This is a genomic window from Aliivibrio sp. S4MY1, from assembly GCF_028765545.1.
Classification (GTDB): domain Bacteria; phylum Pseudomonadota; class Gammaproteobacteria; order Enterobacterales; family Vibrionaceae; genus Aliivibrio.
The window spans coordinates 1-546 of the sequence record NZ_JARACP010000072.1 but is presented as its reverse complement, the minus strand read 5'-3'; the positions used below and the strand labels follow the sequence as shown (position 1 = coordinate 546).

The following is a 546-nucleotide window of genomic DNA, read 5'->3' as shown; positions in this document are numbered from 1 at the left end:
AAATAAGCACAGTGAGCAACCGCTCGCTGCGCTTAGTCGTATGCGCTCGGAAAGTAACGACACGGCTCCTCTTGAATTGAAAACAAACCACTCTCGCAAATGGGCAATTGCTCCAGTTTGGCATCCTGCTGAGTCGTACAATAAAAACCAAGAAGTTATCCCTTACCAAGAGCGTAAGCTCAAAGCCATTCCCACACTCAATCGTAAACTCTTTAATACCCTTGAGAAACACGGCGCATGGGTCAGCGCTCAATGGCCATGTTTGGTACATAAGCTCATTGAAGCTGAGTTGCGCAAGCGTAACCTATCATTCAGGGCTGATCATAAACAAAATATAGAGAATACCCTGCGTTGGATTTCATACAACTCAGACGCCGTTACAGGCTGCATTAACGTAACACGCTTATGCATTGAGATTGGTAAAGAGATCAATGTATCAAGCTCAACCATTGCATGGATCATGAAAGAGCTGGTTGTTATGGGGATCTTGTACGAGCCAGAGCACAGTGGTCAATCTATCCAAGACATAATGCACGATGGGCGTTT

1 pseudogene is annotated in these 546 nt (G+C 45.2%); it reads left to right on the top strand.

Annotated elements, in window-relative coordinates:
* A pseudogene (locus PVK71_RS20385) lies at nt 1-546 on the top strand (hypothetical protein); the annotation flags it as partial.